The sequence below is a fragment of the Geitlerinema sp. CS-897 genome (assembly GCF_028368005.1).
Taxonomy (GTDB): Bacteria; Cyanobacteriota; Cyanobacteriia; order Cyanobacteriales; family Geitlerinemataceae; genus Baaleninema; species Baaleninema simplex.
Map to the genome: position 1 here is coordinate 1 of NZ_JAQNCQ010000373.1, position 15,617 is coordinate 15,617.

16 protein-coding genes and 1 pseudogene are annotated in these 15,617 nt (G+C 53.4%); 7 read left to right on the plus strand and 10 right to left on the minus strand.

Annotated elements, in window-relative coordinates; translation table 11 throughout:
* Positions 1-279: 279 nt before the first annotated feature.
* From POG22_RS23505 to hoxE, 8 genes are all read right to left on the minus strand, one after another.
* Positions 280-798: a transcriptional regulator gene (locus POG22_RS23505; RefSeq protein ID WP_498907333.1), complete on the minus strand. Its 519-nt coding sequence runs from the start codon at positions 796-798 to the stop codon at positions 280-282.
* A 131-nt stretch (positions 799-929) separates the two neighbouring features.
* Positions 930-1,208, minus strand: a complete 279-nt coding sequence (locus POG22_RS23510) for a (2Fe-2S) ferredoxin domain-containing protein (RefSeq protein ID WP_498907334.1) — start codon at positions 1,206-1,208, stop codon at positions 930-932.
* A 211-nt stretch (positions 1,209-1,419) separates the two neighbouring features.
* On the minus strand, positions 1,420-2,850 hold the full coding sequence (locus tag POG22_RS23515; RefSeq protein ID WP_017659307.1) for a Ni/Fe hydrogenase subunit alpha: 1,431 nt from the start codon (positions 2,848-2,850) through the stop codon (positions 1,420-1,422).
* 177 nt (positions 2,851-3,027) lie between these two features.
* Positions 3,028-3,576: an NADH-quinone oxidoreductase subunit B family protein gene (locus POG22_RS23520; RefSeq protein WP_498907335.1), complete on the minus strand. Its 549-nt coding sequence runs from the start codon at positions 3,574-3,576 to the stop codon at positions 3,028-3,030.
* Positions 3,564-4,280 carry a bidirectional hydrogenase complex protein HoxU gene (gene hoxU, locus POG22_RS23525; RefSeq protein WP_498907336.1) on the minus strand — a complete coding sequence of 239 codons (717 nt, stop codon included), beginning with the start codon at positions 4,278-4,280 and terminating at the stop codon, positions 3,564-3,566. The genes POG22_RS23520 and hoxU overlap by 13 nt, the downstream gene beginning before the upstream one ends.
* Before the next feature lie 52 nt (positions 4,281-4,332).
* Positions 4,333-4,695 (minus strand): antibiotic biosynthesis monooxygenase family protein, encoded by a 363-nt coding sequence (locus POG22_RS23530; protein ID WP_017659304.1) that lies wholly within the window; start codon positions 4,693-4,695, stop codon positions 4,333-4,335.
* Positions 4,692-6,329: an NADH-quinone oxidoreductase subunit NuoF gene (gene nuoF / locus POG22_RS23535; RefSeq protein WP_498907337.1), complete on the minus strand. Its 1,638-nt coding sequence runs from the start codon at positions 6,327-6,329 to the stop codon at positions 4,692-4,694. The genes POG22_RS23530 and nuoF overlap by 4 nt, the downstream gene beginning before the upstream one ends.
* Positions 6,330-6,463: 134 nt before the next feature.
* Positions 6,464-7,015 carry a bidirectional hydrogenase complex protein HoxE gene (gene hoxE, locus POG22_RS23540; RefSeq protein WP_498907338.1) on the minus strand — a complete coding sequence of 184 codons (552 nt, stop codon included), beginning with the start codon at positions 7,013-7,015 and terminating at the stop codon, positions 6,464-6,466.
* Positions 7,016-7,363: 348 nt separating this feature from the next.
* Between hoxE and hypE the strand changes: the two genes are divergently transcribed.
* The 6 genes and pseudogenes from hypE to POG22_RS23570 all read left to right on the plus strand — a co-directional run bounded on the left by hypE (position 7,364) and on the right by POG22_RS23570 (position 12,263).
* Positions 7,364-8,365, plus strand: coding sequence for a hydrogenase expression/formation protein HypE (gene hypE, locus POG22_RS23545; protein WP_498907345.1), 1,002 nt, complete (start codon positions 7,364-7,366; stop codon positions 8,363-8,365).
* A 312-nt stretch (positions 8,366-8,677) separates the two neighbouring features.
* Positions 8,678-9,151 (plus strand): annotated as a pseudogene (locus tag POG22_RS23550) (6-pyruvoyl trahydropterin synthase family protein); the annotation flags it as partial.
* 177 nt (positions 9,152-9,328) lie between these two features.
* A complete protein-coding gene (locus POG22_RS23555; RefSeq protein ID WP_498907339.1) occupies positions 9,329-9,787 on the plus strand; it encodes a SufE family protein in 459 nt (152 codons plus the stop codon).
* 8 nt (positions 9,788-9,795) lie between these two features.
* The gene (locus tag POG22_RS23560) at positions 9,796-10,773 is read left to right on the plus strand and encodes a CobW family GTP-binding protein (RefSeq protein ID WP_498907340.1); all 978 of its coding nucleotides are present in this window, start codon (positions 9,796-9,798) and stop codon (positions 10,771-10,773) included.
* 87 nt (positions 10,774-10,860) lie between these two features.
* On the plus strand, positions 10,861-11,523 hold the full coding sequence (gene folE, locus POG22_RS23565; protein WP_017659296.1) for a GTP cyclohydrolase I FolE: 663 nt from the start codon (positions 10,861-10,863) through the stop codon (positions 11,521-11,523).
* A gap of 74 nt (positions 11,524-11,597) precedes the next feature.
* Positions 11,598-12,263, plus strand: a complete 666-nt coding sequence (locus POG22_RS23570) for a Uma2 family endonuclease (protein WP_498907341.1) — start codon at positions 11,598-11,600, stop codon at positions 12,261-12,263.
* A 23-nt stretch (positions 12,264-12,286) separates the two neighbouring features.
* Here POG22_RS23570 and POG22_RS23575 read toward each other — a convergent pair whose 3' ends face one another.
* Together POG22_RS23575 and POG22_RS23580 are read right to left on the minus strand one after the other, a co-directional pair.
* Positions 12,287-13,096 carry an MORN repeat-containing protein gene (locus tag POG22_RS23575; protein WP_498907342.1) on the minus strand — a complete coding sequence of 270 codons (810 nt, stop codon included), beginning with the start codon at positions 13,094-13,096 and terminating at the stop codon, positions 12,287-12,289.
* 51 nt (positions 13,097-13,147) lie between these two features.
* Positions 13,148-14,164 carry a hypothetical protein gene (locus POG22_RS23580; RefSeq protein ID WP_498907343.1) on the minus strand — a complete coding sequence of 339 codons (1,017 nt, stop codon included), beginning with the start codon at positions 14,162-14,164 and terminating at the stop codon, positions 13,148-13,150.
* A gap of 78 nt (positions 14,165-14,242) precedes the next feature.
* On the opposite strand from POG22_RS23580, the gene ispE reads away from it, so the two are divergent.
* On the plus strand, positions 14,243-15,193 hold the full coding sequence (ispE, locus tag POG22_RS23585) for a 4-(cytidine 5'-diphospho)-2-C-methyl-D-erythritol kinase (protein WP_498907344.1): 951 nt from the start codon (positions 14,243-14,245) through the stop codon (positions 15,191-15,193).
* The last annotated feature ends 424 nt before the right edge of the window (positions 15,194-15,617 follow it).

Below are 15,617 nucleotides of genomic sequence, written 5' to 3' on the forward strand. Positions count from 1 at the left end.
ACCTTGGTGTGTAGGGTAAATGCTTGTAGCCTTTATCTGGCAAGGGATTTCTCGATTTGAGCTGCCTTTTTATACAGTTTAGCAAAAACTCTTATACTGTAAGGGTTTCAGCGATTTCTTGCATAGTAAGTTCGGAAGAGCTAAATTTGTTAAAAGCTGGTATAGATTGCAGTTGACACGAAAAGACTAAACTCATGTTAATTTCTCCAATCGATAGGGTCTTGGGTTTCGTCGCTTCAACTCAACTTACATGAGTCGAGACAAGTTCAAAAATTGTACTTAACCGCCGCCAATGACTTCTTTTTCAACTGCTTCGATGATTTTCAACAAACTGACTTTCGTTTCGGCAGTTGTCTCACCGAGCAACCCTGCAATTTCTTGAGCGACTTTCATTTGATTGTCTACCACTTCTTTGACTTTTAAAACAGTATCGCTTTTGAGACGCTGTAACTCTTTTTTTTGCTCGTATTCGTGAGACATATCGACCAAAATACACGCAATAATTTCTTCTTCAGGAATCGAGAAGATAACTTCTTTGACGTAAAGTTTTCGTTTGGGATATTCTCGTTCTAATCCCCGAACGACATTCTGGGTTTTCCAGACTTTTTGAAAGCGATCGACATTTCCTAAAATATCGATCGCCGATCGTCCGATAACGTCAGCTTGTTCGATACCGAACATCTTACAGAATGCCGGATTGACAATTTTAATCGTCATCTCGGGATCGACGGCGATCAGTCCGTTAGGATCGTATTCCCACAGAAGCCGCCAAAGGTTATTTTGGCTTTGTTCTAACATTTTTAAAATAGGGTTTGGGAATTCAGTGAGTGTTGGCGTGAAGGGTCAATGGGATAAAGCTATGCGATCGCTAGAATTCAAGGATTAGAAACTCAACAAACGCATAGCTAAGCCGTGAATTTTTTGAAATTCTAGGCTTCTCGCGTAACTTTTTTACTTTGAATGGCAGGTAAAATCTCTTGCAGAAATTTATCTTCGATGTTTTGCGGATTGATATTGATGAAATGCTGGTCTTTGAATTTCATCACGATGCCGTAACTACAAGTTTCGAGACAGAACGATCCTTTGAGTTCTACTTTTTCCTCGAGATCGTACTCGCTGATTAGCGATTGAAGTTTCGGCAGAACTTCGTAAACACCGAGTTGGTGACAGGCTGACCCCATACAGAGGTAGAGGTTTTCTTTAGACATCAGTTTGTCGAGAAACGAACGACGTACTGGGAGGGGAGCAAGGGAGAGAGGGAGAGGGGGAGAGAGGGAGAAGGGGAGAGAGGGAGAAGGGGAGAGAGGGAGAGAGGGAGAAGGGGAGAGAGGGAGAAGGGGAGAAACTTCGATCGGTCTTCTCTGTTCCCCGTTCCCCTAGTTAGAGGGGGAGATTTCACCTCCTCTCCTCATCTCCTGATTATTCTCGATATACTTCGTCGAGAACTTGGCGATCGCTCGAGAGTAACTGCACGTGAAGGGGCATTTGTCCGACGGCGTGCGTCGAACAACTCAAACAGGGGTCGAAGTTGCGGATTCCGGCTTCGACGCGATTCAACATCCCTTCAGGAATTTCGTTGGTGTGGATGTAATGTTGAGCGATTTGCTTGACGGTTTCGTTCATCGCCAGGTTGTTTTGTCCGGTGGCGATGATGAGGTTGACTTTTTTAATCGAGCCGTTTTCGTCCACGTTGTAGTGGTGAAAGAGGGTGCCGCGAGGAGCTTCGCTGACACCAACGCCTTCGAGGGCGTTAATATCCGCTTTGGAACGACAGCGTGGAGACAGTAAATCGGGGTCTTCCATGTATTGTTCGATGCGTTCGATCGCCGCCAGAATTTCGATCAGTCGCGCGTAGTGGTACATGAAGGAAGAGGTGGCGCAGCGTCCCCCGGCGCGATCGCGGAATTCTTGCAGTTCGCGATCGGCGTCTGGCGTTCCCATGCGATCGCAGACGTTCAACCGCGCCAACGGCCCCACGCGATACATTCCATCGGGATATCCCATCGGTTTGTAATAGGGGAATTTCAAGTAAGACCACCGTTCGACAGCTTCGCCGAGAAAGTCTTGATAGTCTTCTTCCCGCAGTCCGTCGGCGACGATGTTTCCCTGACTGTCCACGAAGCGGATATGTCCGCCGTAGTGTTCCCAAGTCCCATCGGGAGCGACCAAACTCATAAACAGCGAGTCGAACTTCCCGAAAATGTCGATTTCGCTTTTGAGGGTGTCGTCGATGAGTTGTTTGAACAGTCCGAGGGCGGTTTCGATGGTTTGTCGGGATTCTGGGAGGCGATCGACAATCCACTGACGGCCTTCTTCAGACAGGGGCGATCGCACCCCGCCCGGAACCGCCCAGGCTGCGTGAATTTTCTTCGCCCCCAACAGTTCGATGATGGTTTGTCCGAACTGACGAAGTCGAATTCCAGCCCTCGCCAACTCGGGATCGGCCGCCATCAACCCGAAAACGTTGCGCTTGGCGGGATCGCTATCCCAACCAAGTAGGAAGTCGGGACTACTCAGGTGAAAGAAACTCAGGGCGTGGGATTGGGTAATCTGTGCCAAGTTCATCAGACGGCGCAGTTTTTCCCCGGCTGGCGGCACCTGGACAGCGAGGATTTTGTCGCCGGTTTTTGCCGACGCTAACAGGTGGCTGACGGGGCAAATGCCACAAATACGGGCGGTAATCCCCGCCATCTCGAACATCGGACGACCTTCGCAGAATTTTTCAAATCCCCGAAACTCGACGACGTGAAAGCGGGCGTCGTCTACATCTCCGGCGTCGTTGAGAAAAATTGAGATTTTCGCGTGACCCTCAATACGGGTGACGGGATCGATAACAACTGTCTTAGCCATGATTACGAACTCACGATAGATCGGGGAATAGGGAATGGGGAACGGGGAATGGGGAACGGGGAACGGGGAATGGGGAATGGGGAACGGGGAACGGGGAACGGAAAAGACCGATCGAAGTTTCTCCCCCTCTCCCCCTCTTCCTCTCTCCCCTTCTCCCTCTCTCCCCTCTCCCTCTAACTATCCGAACTTCAACATTTCCCGCCCTTCCATAACGGGTTTTTCGCCTTTGAGGAGGGGTTCGATCGCCGCTTGGATGCGAGGTGCAGACGGCGGACATCCGGGGATAAACAGATCGACCGAGACCAGTTCGTGTACTGGACGGACGCGATCGAGCAGTTCGGGGACGATGCCCGGTTCTTTCGGAAGCTGCGGTGTTTCGTCTCCGAGTTCCAGGTAACAGCGTTTGAGAACCGGTTCGGTACTGCCCAGCATATTTCGCATCGCCGGAACGTTGGCCGTCACCGCGCAATCTCCGAAGGAAATCAGAAGTTTCGTGCGTTCGCGAACAGTATAAATCAGTTCCAGGTTTTCTTCGTTGGCCACTGCCCCTTCCACGAGGCAAACATCTACATCTTCAGGATAGTCTTTTAGATCGGAACCGACCGGGCTGTAGACGATCTCGGCGAATTTGGCCACTTCAAACAGCCATTCGTCCAAATCGAGAAACGACATATGACAGCCAGAACAGCCAGCCAGCCAGACGGTCGCGAGTTTTACCTTGTCCATTTTTTCTCCTCTCGGGCAGTTACCAAAAAGTCCAATTTGCCGCGATCGCGATCGATCTCGGCGACGGTGGTACCTTTACGGAAAATCGATCCCGTCGGGCAGGCATCGACGCATTTTCCGCAGGCGGTGCAGGCATCGACCTCGCCCCAGGGTTGGTTCATCCCAGTGACGACTTTCGCCGCCGGCCCCCGGCCGGATACGTCCCAAACGTGGGCGCCTTCGATTTCGTCGCAGACGCGGACGCAGCGGGTACAGAGAATGCAGCGGTTGTGGTCGATGCCGAATTGGGGGTGAGAAATATCCACTTCCCGTTCGGGGAAACGGTAGGTAAAGCGGGTGTGATCCATGCCCACTTCGATCGCCACGTCTTGCAGTTCGCAGTGTTCGTTGGCCACGCAGACCGCGCAGACGTGGTTTCCTTCGGCAAAGAGCATTTCGACCACCATGCGGCGATACTCTTGTAATTCCGGGGTTTCCGTGGTCACGTTCATGCCTTCGGTGGCTTCAGTCACGCAGGCCGGAAGCAGTTTGGGAATGCCTTCGATTTGCACCAAACAGAGGCGACAGGCGCCCACGTCGGACACGCCGTCGAGGTGACAGAGGGTCGGGATGCGAACTCCCGCTTCTTTGGCCGCGTCGAGAACGGTGGTTCCCGCTTCTACGGCGACATCGATATCGTTAATTTTGAGGGTGACAACTGACATAGCAGATCGTCCTTAAACTATCCTGGCTTATTTCGTCGAGTGGGAAGTGCGTTCAGTCGTTGGGTTCGTCTTTGGGGTCGTCGGGATGAAAGAGAGGCGATCGGTCGTCCTCGATTTCGTAAAATACCTCGTGAGACAGCAGGTGACTGAGGGCTTCTAGGGTGGCGAAGGCTTTCGGGTTGGGGGGCGGCCCGGACCGAAAATGTTGCCAGTCTTCGAGGCTGTCCCAACGGGCGATCGCGATGAACAGTTGGGGATCGGCTTGGCAGCGCAACAGCAAGCTTCCCCGCCCGCCGGGAACGCGATCGCGAATCGTCCGCGTCGCTTGCGTCCACGCCCGTACAAAGTCACCTTCGCGATGGCTGCGGACGCGCCAGCGGTAAATCACGCGAACCGAGAACCGACCGGATGTCATGACGGACGCACGGGGACTTTACCGTTACTCGGACGAACGGAGGCGGGTTGCAGCAACTCCAAATACTCGTTCTCGAAGTAGTGCAGGGTACTCATGACCGGGTTCGGTGCTGTTTGTCCCAACCCACAGAGACTCGTGGCGGCCACCATGCCACAGAGTTCTTTGAGTTTTTCCACATCGGCGGCGGTGGCTTGTTGGTTGAGGATTTTGGTCAGCAGTTGGTACATCTGCACGGTTCCAGCCCGGCAGGGAATACATTTGCCGCAGGTTTCGCCGCGACAGAATTCCATGTAAAACTGCGCGACTTGGACCATGCTGGTGCTGTCGTCCATGACCACCATGCCACCAGACCCCATGATCGATCCGAGTTTTTTCAAGGAGTCGTAATCGACGGGAGTATCGAGAAGCCGTTCGGGAATGCAGCCCCCCGACGGGCCTCCGGTTTGGATGGCTTTGACTTTGCCGCCACCGGGAACGCCGCCCCCCATGTCTTCGACGATTTCCCGCAATGAAATCCCCATCGGGACTTCGATCAGTCCGGTGTTGCGAATCTTCCCGGTGACGGAAAAGATTTTCGTGCCTTTGCTCTTATCGGTGCCGATGTTGGAAAACCAGTCAGCGCCTTTGCGGAGAATGGCAGGAATGTTAGCCAGGGTTTCGACGTTGTTAATCAGCGTCGGACAGCCTTTCAATCCGGATACGGCCGGATAGGGCGGCCGGGGTCGGGGCGTGCCGCGTCCCCCTTCGACAGAGGCGATGAGGGCAGTTTCTTCGCCGCAGACGAACGCCCCCGCCCCCACGCGAATTTCGATGGTGAAATCGACGGGAGAGCCGAAGATTTGCGCCCCGAGAATGCCTTTTCGTTTGGCTTGCTGGATGGCTTTGTGCAGGCGAGAGATGGCGAGGGGATATTCGGCGCGAACGTAGATGTAGCCTTGGGTTGCGCCGACGGCGTATCCGGCGATCGCCATGCCTTCGAGAACCCGGTGGGGATCGCTTTCGAGAACGCTGCGATCCATGAACGCGCCGGGGTCGCCTTCGTCGGCGTTACAGATGACGTATTTTGAGCCGGGGGGCATTTTGGCCACGGTCGCCCATTTCAACCCGGTGGGATATCCGGCACCGCCGCGACCCCGCAATCCAGATTTGGTAATTTCTTGGACGACTTCGGCTGGGGTCATTTCGTAGATGGCGTGATGCAAGCCTTGGTAGCCTTCCGCCATCAGGTATTCTTCGATCCGTTCGGGATCGATTTTGCCGCTGTTTTCTTGGACGATTCGGACTTGACGGTTGAAAAAGGGATGGTTGGGATCGCCTTGTAGGGCGTCGGCTTCTCCACCGTTTTGGAGGGCTGAAACGATCGATTCGGCTTGGTCGGGGGTGACTTTCTGATATTGCAGCCCTTCTGATGGGATTTCGACGATCGGCCCTTGACCGCACAAGCCGGGACACCCGACGCCCACCACCTGCACTTCGGCGTTGAGTCCGGCTTCTTTGACAGCGGCGACGAGGCGTTTTTTGACTTCGATCGAGTTCGTGGCTTGACATCCGGTGGAGGTGCAGCAGTGAACGCGAATCGCTTTCTGGGCGTTGCGCTCTTGTTCTGCAATTTCAACGAGTTCGCTCCAATCCATAGCAATGCTCCTTGGGTATTGCGCGTTTGCGGGAGATTTAGAGGGGGAGATGGGGAGAGGGGGAGAGCGGTAATCCGTTTCTTCTTTGTCTCCTTGTCTTCTTTTCCCCGTTTCTACTCTTCACTCTTCCCTCTTCACTGTTTTTCCCCGTCTTGCCATTCAGCGACGTTTTGGCAGGCGATTTCGGCGGTTTGCTGTCCTGAGACTTTGCCGTCGTAGATGACGGCAGGGGCAATCCCGCAAGCGCCGATACAGCGCACGGTGACGAGGGATACTTGCCCGTCGGGGGTGGTTTCTCCGGCTTCGACGCCGGTTTTCTCTTCGAGGGCTTTGAGGACTTCGCCGCCGCCTTTGACGTAACAGGCGGTTCCCAAACAAACGACGCAGGTATGGGCACCGCTGGGTTTGAGGGAAAATAGGTGGTAGAAGGTGGCGACGCCGTAAACGCGAGAGAGGGGAAGTTTGAGGTGGTGGGCAATGTATTCGAGTACGTCTTCTTCGAGGTAGCCGAAGGCTTCTTGGGCTTTGTGGAGAATTTCAATCAGGGCGTCTTGGCGATACTGGTTGCGCTTCATGGTGATGTCGAGAACTTTGAAGCGCTTGTCTGGGGCGGACGATCCTTTTTTTGTGGGGGGGGTTCCAACTGTTTCGGAGGCGGGTTTGGACGATGAGGTTACAGAGGCCATAGGTTGACTATCCTGTCGCTTCAGCAAAAAACGGGCGACTCGATCTTTCGGTCGTCTGTTGAAGGCATTTTCGGGAGAGGCGAACGGCTTGAAAAGTAGAGTCGGGTTGGAGAATTTATGGGAACAGCTCGGCACGATCTTTAAGAAAAAATTAAAGTAATCGAACTGTTGTTTTTCTCCTTCGATCGATAAAATTCCTGCTAGGATCTATTGTGGTAATTGAGAGCAATAAAATCAACTAACTTTACAGAAGTTACAATAGAGTTTTTGTTAAGATAATATAAAGAAGTTTAAATAAATCGATCGAAAATTGTGAATAAGTTTGACCTGTCGAACTTGTCCTGTCCCATGCCGTTACAGCAGTACCCCCACGTTCTGCTGGCGCACGGGGGCGGTGGCAAGCTGATGCAGCAACTCATCCATCAGGTGTTCGTTCCGGCGTTCGGGTCTCCTGAGACCGTGTTGCACGATGCAGCGACGGTAAGACTCAATGGCGATCGCATCGCGCTGACGACGGATTCTTATGTCGTGCATCCGCTATTTTTTCCCGGTGGGGATATCGGTTCGATGGCGGTCTACGGAACGGTGAACGACCTGGCTATGGCTGGGGCTCGTCCGCTCTATTTGACGGTCGGCTTTATTCTCGAGGAAGGGTTGCCCATGTCGGTGTTGTGGCAGGTGGTACAGTCGATGCGCCAAGCGGCCGATCGCGTGGGGGTCAAAATTGTAACTGGTGATACGAAAGTCGTCGATCGCGGGAAAGGCGACGGCATTTTTATTAATACGGCTGGGGTGGGACAGGTCGAGGGCGATCGCACCATTTCTCCGAAAGCGATTCGTCCCGGCGATGCGGTTCTCCTCAACGGCGACATCGGCCGCCACGGGATCGCGATTATGGCCGTGCGGGAGGGATTGATGTTCGAGACGGCGATCGAAAGCGATCTCGCACCCCTTTCCGAAACGGTGTTGGCGTTGTTAGAAGCCGATATCGACGTTCGCTGTTTGCGCGATCTCACTCGAGGCGGGTTAGCCAGCGCCCTTCACGAACTGGCGACGGCGGCGAAGGTGGGAATCCACATTGACGAACGGGCGATTTCGGTACGGGAAGACGTACAGGGGGCTTGTGAAATTTTGGGATTCGATCCGTTGTATTTAGCCAATGAAGGGCGCTTCGTCACCTTCGTTCCCCCGTCCGATGTCGATCGCGCCTTGGCAATTTTAGGACCCAACGCTCAGAAAATTGGCGTCGTGACAGAAGCCGCGTCGCCTCCGGTGACGATGACCAGTCAAATCGGTTCCACGCGGGCGATCGATCTCCTCAGTGGGGAGCAGTTACCGCGTATTTGTTAGTTGATAGGGAACAGGGAACAGTGGGGACAGCGACAAACAGAAACCTTGGAGATCCCTTGAAATCCCCGGAATTTCCGAGGTTCCAGGGATCTCGCCCGGACAAAGAAGTCGAGCCTTAAGAGGGAACGGGGACAAACAGTGAAGAGTAAAGGAAAACCGTGGAGAGTTAACAGTTTCTTCCCCTCTCTCTTGTTTCCTTGCTCCCCTGCGCCACTTCCTTGTCCCCCGTTCCCGATCCCATTTGCCAATAGTTGGCGATAACATGGGATAATAAGTAAAGTTTTGTATCGTCAGCCGAGCGAAAACTTCATCATGCAAGCAAGTCTGACTGTCAGCACCCACTTCAGCGCCGCTCATCGTCTCGCCCGTCCCGATCTGGACTACGATACGAATTGCGGGATTTACGGGAAGTGCGCGCGTCCCCACGGCCACGGTCACGATTATCACCTAGACGTGACTGTTCGCGGCACGATCGACCCTCGTACGGGAATGGTGGTCGAACTCGGGGCGTTACATGGGGTGTTACAGGAGGTTGTTATCGAACCCCTCGACCATCGCTTTTTGAATAAAGATATTCCCTATTTTGCCGATCGCGTGCCGACGGCGGAACATATCGCCATTTACATTCGCGACATCTTACAAGAGCCGTTACGTCAGTTGGGCGTTACCTTAGAGAAGGTGAAATTGTACGAAAGTCCGAATAACTCTTGTGAGGTTTACGGAAAGCGTTCGAGCAATTCTGCTACCCCTGCAACAACGGCTAAACCTAAGTTAGTTTTAGTTTAGGTTCGAGCGATCGCTGGTGGCTCGATCTAAGCGATCCTTGAGAGATTTTACCGATCGCACTCCCTAAAAACTGACTGAAAAGCAAGTGGGGATCGCACGATCGCGGCTTCTTAACCCAATGGCAACCAAAAGTTACAAACTGTATACTACTATGAGGACTGTCCTCGATCCGTAACGATGACTACTCCTGCCAACGCATTACCGCCTGCCCTCGATAAGATGGTTCAACGCTTCAAACGCGCCAGCGATTCTAAGCGACGCTACGAACAACTGTTGTGGCTGGCGAAAAAGCTTCCCGAATTTCCCGATTCTGAAAAAGTTCCCGATAATAAGGTGCAGGGCTGCGTGTCGCAAGTCTACGTGATCGCACACTTGGACGACGAGGGAAAAGTCGTGTTCGAGGGAGATTCAGACGCACAACTGACGAAAGGACTATTAGCGTTTTTGATTCGAGGTACTAACGGCTTGACGCCGGAAGAAGTGGTGAAACTCGCGCCGGATTTTATTGAGGAAACCGGATTGCGAACGAGTTTGACGCCATCTCGCGCCAACGGGTTTTACAACATTTTCAAAACGATGAAGCAAAAGGCGCTGTTGTTGGCGTCGAGCGAAATCTCGAACGCAGAGGCGAACTAACCTAAGGTATGTCAACCCCGACTGTCACCGGAAGCGCAAGCGCCGAACGTTTCTCGGACAAGATTCCCGTCACGGTCGTTACTGGGTTTCTCGGAAGCGGGAAAACAACGTTTCTCAATTATCTTCTCGAGACGCGCCCCGAGATGAGGGTGGCGGTTTTGGCGAACGAACTCGGTCAGATCGATATCGATCGCCAGCTTTTGGTGTCCGAAACGTCGGACATGGTGGAGTTGAGTAACGGGTGTATTTGCTGTTCGATTAATGAAGATTTAGTAGACGCGATCGAACGGGTTTTAGAACGATCGCCCCCAATGGAAGCGATCGTCATCGAAACCACTGGTGTCGCCGATCCCCGTCCGCTTCTCGTGACCTTTTCCGGCCAGAGATTGCGCGATCGCACTCGCTTAGACGCGATCGTCACGATGGTAGATGCCGAAAACTTCGAGGACGTCAAACGTCAGAGTGAAGTCGCGGTCAATCAAATTGTCTATAGCGATATTCTCGTATTAAATAAAGTCGATCTCGTGGCGTCCGAAAAACTTGAAAATCTCGAAAATTTTCTGCGATCGCTCAAAAAAAGTGCTAGAATTTTGAAGGCGAGTTTCGGACGAGTGCCGTTACAGTTTATTCTAGATAGAGCAGCACCTCCAACTCGTAAACCGATCTTAAAAAACTCAGGCACAGGGACTTCTGACGTTCTGGCAGATGGCTTTACTTCAGTCTCGTTTCAGAGCGATCGCCCCTTTTTAGTCAGCAAATTTCAAACCTTTTTATCTAACCGACTCAGTCACAACGTCTTTCGAGCAAAAGGGATTCTCTGGTTTAAAGAAAGTCAGCGCTGTCACGTTTTTCAACTCTGTGGCGAGCGCTACAACATGGCGACCGAGCCGTGGAAAAATTCACCCAAAAACCAGCTCGTTTTGATAGGGAGAAATCTCGATGCCCTCCAGATTCAACAGCAGTTAACGAACTGTTTAGCTCGATGAGCGATTTTTTTTGCCCGCTTAATTGAGAACGAATCCAATTTCCGCTTTGATTTTCTAGCAACTGTAAAAAGATAGACCGACAGCGTAATGACTTTACCCAATTCTTCCGACTTAATCGGTGCAGACAAACTCGAACAGCAGCTTCTCGCCAACGGGAATGGAAACGGCCGTAAAGCCGTCACCAACGACGAGATGCAAACCGCAATTCGTACCCTGCTAACGGAACTCGGAGAAGATCCCGATCGCGAAGGATTGCGCGATACTCCCAAACGAGTTAGCAAAGCGTGGCAGTTTCTGACCTCGGGTTACAACCAGTCTCTCGAAGAACTCCTCAACGGTGCGATTTTCACCGAGGACTCTCACGAGATGGTGTTGGTGCGCGATATCACCCTGTTTAGCACCTGCGAACACCACATGCTACCGATTATCGGACACGCTCACGTGGCGTATATTCCCAACGGAAAAGTCATCGGTCTGTCGAAAATCGCGCGAATTTGCGATATGTTCGGTCGCCGCTTGCAGGTTCAAGAGCGGTTGACGGGACAAATTGCCAACGCTCTGCAAGACGTGCTGAAACCGGAAGGGGTGGCGGTCGTTGTCGAAGCGACTCATATGTGTATGGTGATGCGCGGGGTTCAGAAACCCGGCTCTTGGACGACTACCTCGGCGATGCGCGGCGTGTTTGCAGAAGACCCGAAAACCCGCCACGAGTTCATGAGTCTGATTCGTCACAATCCCCAATTCCACTAATTTTCAATAGGATGGGTGAGTAGGGCGAGCGTTGCTTGCTCTACTCGTTTTGTCCGCTCGGGAGATCGACGTTGATGTGGACTGTTTCTGCTTGTCCGATCGACCTGCGAAAAATCGAACTTCCAGCCGGTCGAACGCTGACACTGCGCGATATCGACTGGCCGGAGTTCGAGCGTATTTCGAGTGCGTTCGGGGAGCGATCGCGATCGCGCTTGGCTTACGTCAACGGCAGATTAGAGCTGAGAATGCCATCACCGGAACATGAGAAGATCGAGCGTTTTATGGCGATCGCGGTAGAAATTTGGCTCGACGCGCTGAATTTGGATTGGGAACCCTACGGCTCCACCACCTTTAAACGACAGGATATCGGAGCGGGAATCGAGCCGGACGATTGTTTTTACGTGCAGAACGCGGCGCGAATGACGGGATTGCGTCGAGTCGATTTGCAAGTCGATCCGCCACCGGATTTGGCGATCGAGGTGGATATTACCTCGCCGACTCGCCTGGAGGCTTACGCACAGTTAGGCGTACCGGAGTTGTGGCGATATCGAGATGGAACGGTAGAAATTTGGCAGTGGTGCGAGGGACAATACCGACAACATACCGAAAGCTCGGTGCTGCCGGAAATGCCGGTTTTAGAAGGAATGGCGCTATTTTTGCCCCGTTTGGCCTCTGAGTCGATGAGTGGTTTGAAGCGGGAGTTTCGAGACTGGGTTCGCGATCGACTCACTTCGATTTGATACGATTCTGTCGCCATACAAGATTATTGATAACCGCTAAAACTGACGGGTTGACCGGCTCGGAACGCGCCCTGAATCGTGCGGCCGTCTTGTAAGGTCATCGTTCCCGTACCGTGGGGACGCGCCTGTCTCAACTCTCCCACGTAGCGGCGACCGTCGGGATAGTTGCAGGTTGCGTTTTCAGCGTCGAAATTACGCGTGTAGAAATAGCCTTCACACACCGTTCCCGTCGAGTGATAGAACGTCCCTTGTCCGAAGGGTTCCCCTGCAAAAAACTCCCCGACGAAGCGATTTCCGTTGGCGAACGTATAGGTTCCTTGTCCGTCCGGTTGGCTGCTGTCGAACTGTCGAGTCGTCTCGCGCGGTTCGAGAATGGGTCTTCCGGCCACGCTCAAATCGACGATGATGTTTTCCGTGACGACTTCCGTGCGAGACGTGACGCCGAATTCTCCCTCGTAGCGATCGCCGTTGGGATAAAACGCCGTACCTCGGCGAATCGCTCCGTTGCGAAACACTCCTTCATAACGAGCGTCGCTCGGCAAAATCAACCGTCCTTGTCCTTCCAAAACGCCGTTGACAAATTCCCCTTCGTAGCGAGTTCCGTCGCTTAACGTATAAATACCGCGACCGTTGGGGAGATAGTCGCTGTAAGTTCCGATATAGTTGACCCCAGGGCTGTAGTTACAGCGTCCGTAACCCGAACCCGTTTCGAGAATCGAAGCTGGGAGACACTGGGGATTGCGAACGTCCTCTTGTGCTTCAGCGGATAAGGTAAAGACGATCGCACTGAGGCCAGACAATCCCACTGCAACCGCACGAAAGATTTTCAACATGGCGACTCCTCAACTCACATTCCAACGACCTAGGCAACAGAGACCTGGAACTTAACGACTTGAAACGAGCGATCGCGCCTGGCCGAACTTGTGGCTTCCCGAAGCGCTGCGATGGGTTGCCAGTCCTGCTGTTTCACTTTCCTCAACTGGCGAAACGCCCGGTTGACCGATTTCTCGGGCGACCTCGACGCCGTTTTGTTCCAAAATCACGATCGGTTCCCCTTGCAAGCGTTCGACGCGCACGACTCGAACTCGTCCGTTGGCGATAAGATCCCCTACTCGCACGTAGCGACCGAAGGGACTGTCGGGGGTTTGGACGATAATTTGAATTTCGTTACCCAATTGCATAACTCCCGTCACTTCGACCGCTTGGGCTAAATCCGTCGAGGGCGGTGGCGGAGCCATAGGTTGCGACGGCATTTCTTCACCATCTGTCGCCCCCGTCCCGTCAGTCACCGCAGGCGGCAGGTTGCCGGGAATTCCGGTGCCATCGGCGGCTGTCGTCCCCTCCCCTTCTTCTCGAATTTGAGCGCCTGGGGGTTCTAACCGAGGCAGGCGGAAATCTTGGGGATTAATATCGGGTAGGGGTTCGATGGTTTGTGGTGTGAGGGGCGGCAGCGGCGGCCCGACGGCAACGGTTTCCCCATCGGCAGCTTCTCCGTCGGCAGCTTCCCCATCTCTGGGAGCGGGAGCGCCCGTTTCCACCTCTTGCAGTTCCTCTTCCGTGCGGACGGGTTCGACGGGTAACACGCCGAAGGGATCTTCTGCTTGTTGTCTTTGCTGCTCGATCGCCCGTTGGACTTGTCTGGCGCGTTCCTGGGGATTGGTAGACGTGGTCAAACCGCTCGGTGCGGTGGCCATGGGCTGTTGTTCTTCCACCACAGGCATCTCGAAGGGTTGAGCCTCGGGTGTTTCCCCTTCAGCAGTCGTTTCGCCGTCTACGGGGACTTCCTCTGCCGTAGGCGTTTCAGTTGCTTCTGGGGTCGCTTGTTCTTCTGGCGGCGACCCGCAACCGCCGAGAACGACAGCCAGAGTCAGGCCGAATGCCGCAAATGAGCGTTGACGCATAGCCATATTCCAAAAACCTTCTTCTACGATAGCTCGATCGATGCTACTTGTTATGTATTCTCGCGTTGAACTGACCTTATGGAACGTTGCTCCCTGATAGCGCCCGCTAAAATTAACCTGTACTTAGAGATTATCGGCGATCGCCCAGACGGATTCCACGAACTGGCCATGGTCATGCAGAGCGTGGATTTGGTCGATCGCATCGACCTGCACTCCATTTCCACCGATACGATTCGCGTTCGCTGTTCCCATCCCGGCGTTCCGAGCGATCGCAGCAACCTCGCGTATCGGGCGGCGCGACTCATGGCAGAACGGTTTCCAGAGACCTTCGCCAACCTCGGCGGTGTCGAAATCCATATCGACAAGCAGATTCCCATCGCCGCCGGACTGGCCGGAGGGTCAGCCAACGCTGCTGCCGTCCTCGTCGGTCTCAACTTACTCTGGAAGTTAGGACTCACGCAACCGGAGTTACAGGAACTGGCTGCCGAACTCGGATCGGACATACCCTTTTGTATCAGCGGAGGAACCGCTCTCGCCACTGGTCGGGGCGAAAAAATCTCGCCACTCCCCAATATGGAGGGACTCCACGTCGTCCTGGGTAAATTCCGTAACCTCGCTGTTTCGACCCCTTGGGCGTACAAAACCTTCCGCGAACGGTTCTCCCATCAGTACATCACCGACGAAGCCGAGCAAGCCGAACGTCACCGAGAAGTCCACGCCGGGCCGATGGTTTCGGCGCTTTTCAAACACGACCGCGAAAAAATCGGTCGACTGCTGTACAACGACTTAGAAAAAATCGTTCTTCCCGAATTTCCCGACGTGGCGAAGCTGCGCGAGGCGATGGCCGAACCCGAGGTTCTCGGGGCGATGATGTCGGGTTCTGGACCGACGGTGTTCGCTTTGACGGATACTGAAGAAAAAGCTTGTCGGGTTCGGGATGCGGTGAGAGCGAAAATCCCCGATGAGGAATTAGATTTGTGGGTGACGAAGTTTTTCCCCACGGGGATTAGTACAGTGGATGGGGTTTGATGGAAAGAGGGGGAGAGGGGGAGAAGGGGAGACAAGGGAGAAACTGTTACCTGTCAAGTGTCTCCACTGTTCGCGGTTCACTGCTCACTGTTGACTGTCAAAGGGGACAAGGAAGAAGATACACCTTATCTCCGCACCACCTCATCTCGTTTTTCGGGCGATCGATTGTTATCAAAAAATTTGGGTCTAAAACCCCGCCCCCTTCGACTTGGCTCAGGGCAAGCCTTCGACTTAGCTCAGGGCAAGCCTTCTAGGGCGGCTTTTGGCAATCCTGTTTTTTGTGCTAAAATATTCAGAACAATCAAGCTAAACGACAATGCTTGTTCTCGAGTTCAAAGTCAAAGGGAAGCCCCACCAATACGCAGCGATTGACGAAGCGATCCGAACCGCACAGTTCGTTCGCAACAAGGCACTGCGCTATTGG

What these genes read in the sequence shown, in the direction of transcription:
- POG22_RS23530 (WP_017659304.1), bottom strand. Translation starts at nt 4,695, where the DNA reads ATGACATCCGGTCGGTTCTCGGTTCGCGTGATTTACCGCTGGCGCGTC.
- POG22_RS23515 (WP_017659307.1), bottom strand. Translation starts at nt 2,850, where the DNA reads ATGGCTAAGACAGTTGTTATCGATCCCGTCACCCGTATTGAGGGTCAC.
- POG22_RS23580 (WP_498907343.1), bottom strand. Translation starts at nt 14,164, where the DNA reads ATGCGTCAACGCTCATTTGCGGCATTCGGCCTGACTCTGGCTGTCGTT.
- POG22_RS23570 (WP_498907341.1), top strand. Translation starts at nt 11,598, where the DNA reads ATGTGGACTGTTTCTGCTTGTCCGATCGACCTGCGAAAAATCGAACTT.
- POG22_RS23520 (WP_498907335.1), bottom strand. Translation starts at nt 3,576, where the DNA reads ATGGACAAGGTAAAACTCGCGACCGTCTGGCTGGCTGGCTGTTCTGGC.
- hypE (WP_498907345.1), top strand. Translation starts at nt 7,364, where the DNA reads ATGCCGTTACAGCAGTACCCCCACGTTCTGCTGGCGCACGGGGGCGGT.
- hoxU (WP_498907336.1), bottom strand. Translation starts at nt 4,280, where the DNA reads ATGTCAGTTGTCACCCTCAAAATTAACGATATCGATGTCGCCGTAGAA.
- folE (WP_017659296.1), top strand. Translation starts at nt 10,861, where the DNA reads ATGACTTTACCCAATTCTTCCGACTTAATCGGTGCAGACAAACTCGAA.
- POG22_RS23555 (WP_498907339.1), top strand. Translation starts at nt 9,329, where the DNA reads ATGACTACTCCTGCCAACGCATTACCGCCTGCCCTCGATAAGATGGTT.
- POG22_RS23505 (WP_498907333.1), bottom strand. Translation starts at nt 798, where the DNA reads ATGTTAGAACAAAGCCAAAATAACCTTTGGCGGCTTCTGTGGGAATAC.
- POG22_RS23510 (WP_498907334.1), bottom strand. Translation starts at nt 1,208, where the DNA reads ATGTCTAAAGAAAACCTCTACCTCTGTATGGGGTCAGCCTGTCACCAA.
- POG22_RS23560 (WP_498907340.1), top strand. Translation starts at nt 9,796, where the DNA reads ATGTCAACCCCGACTGTCACCGGAAGCGCAAGCGCCGAACGTTTCTCG.
- nuoF (WP_498907337.1), bottom strand. Translation starts at nt 6,329, where the DNA reads ATGGATTGGAGCGAACTCGTTGAAATTGCAGAACAAGAGCGCAACGCC.
- ispE (WP_498907344.1), top strand. Translation starts at nt 14,243, where the DNA reads ATGGAACGTTGCTCCCTGATAGCGCCCGCTAAAATTAACCTGTACTTA.
- hoxE (WP_498907338.1), bottom strand. Translation starts at nt 7,015, where the DNA reads ATGGCCTCTGTAACCTCATCGTCCAAACCCGCCTCCGAAACAGTTGGA.
- POG22_RS23575 (WP_498907342.1), bottom strand. Translation starts at nt 13,096, where the DNA reads ATGTTGAAAATCTTTCGTGCGGTTGCAGTGGGATTGTCTGGCCTCAGT.